Annotated in this window: 1 protein-coding gene; it reads left to right on the top strand. The window is 72.6% G+C overall.

Annotated features, from left to right (window positions below):
- A partial coding sequence (locus tag IU459_RS37735) for a phosphopantetheine-binding protein (RefSeq protein WP_195134335.1) occupies positions 1 to 351 on the top strand: 351 nt, incomplete at both ends.

Here is a 351-nt window from a genome sequence, read left to right as displayed (position 1 = left end):
ATGTGGTGCTGGACGAGTTCCCGCTGAACGCCTCGGGCAAGCTGGACCGCAAGGCGCTGCCGGAACCGGTGTTCGAGGCCAAGGTGTTCCGCGCGCCCGCGACGCCGGTGCAGGAGATCGTGGCCGAGATTTTCGCCGCGGTGCTCGGACTGGCCGCGGCCGAACGCGCCGTCGGCTTGGACGACGACTTCTTCGATCTGGGCGGCAACTCGCTGGTCGCCACGCAGGTGGTCGCCAGGCTCGGCGCGGCGCTGGACACCAGGATCCCGGTGCGCGTGCTGTTCGAGGCGCCCACCGTGGCCGCGCTGGCCGCGCGGGTGGAGGCGCACCAGGGCAGTGGACGCCGCCGCG

The organism is Nocardia amamiensis (assembly GCF_015477605.1).
Lineage (GTDB): Bacteria > Actinomycetota > Actinomycetes > Mycobacteriales > Mycobacteriaceae > Nocardia > Nocardia amamiensis_A.
The sequence above is the reverse complement of the archived record's forward strand: the minus strand, read 5'-3'. Positions and strand labels throughout refer to the sequence as shown.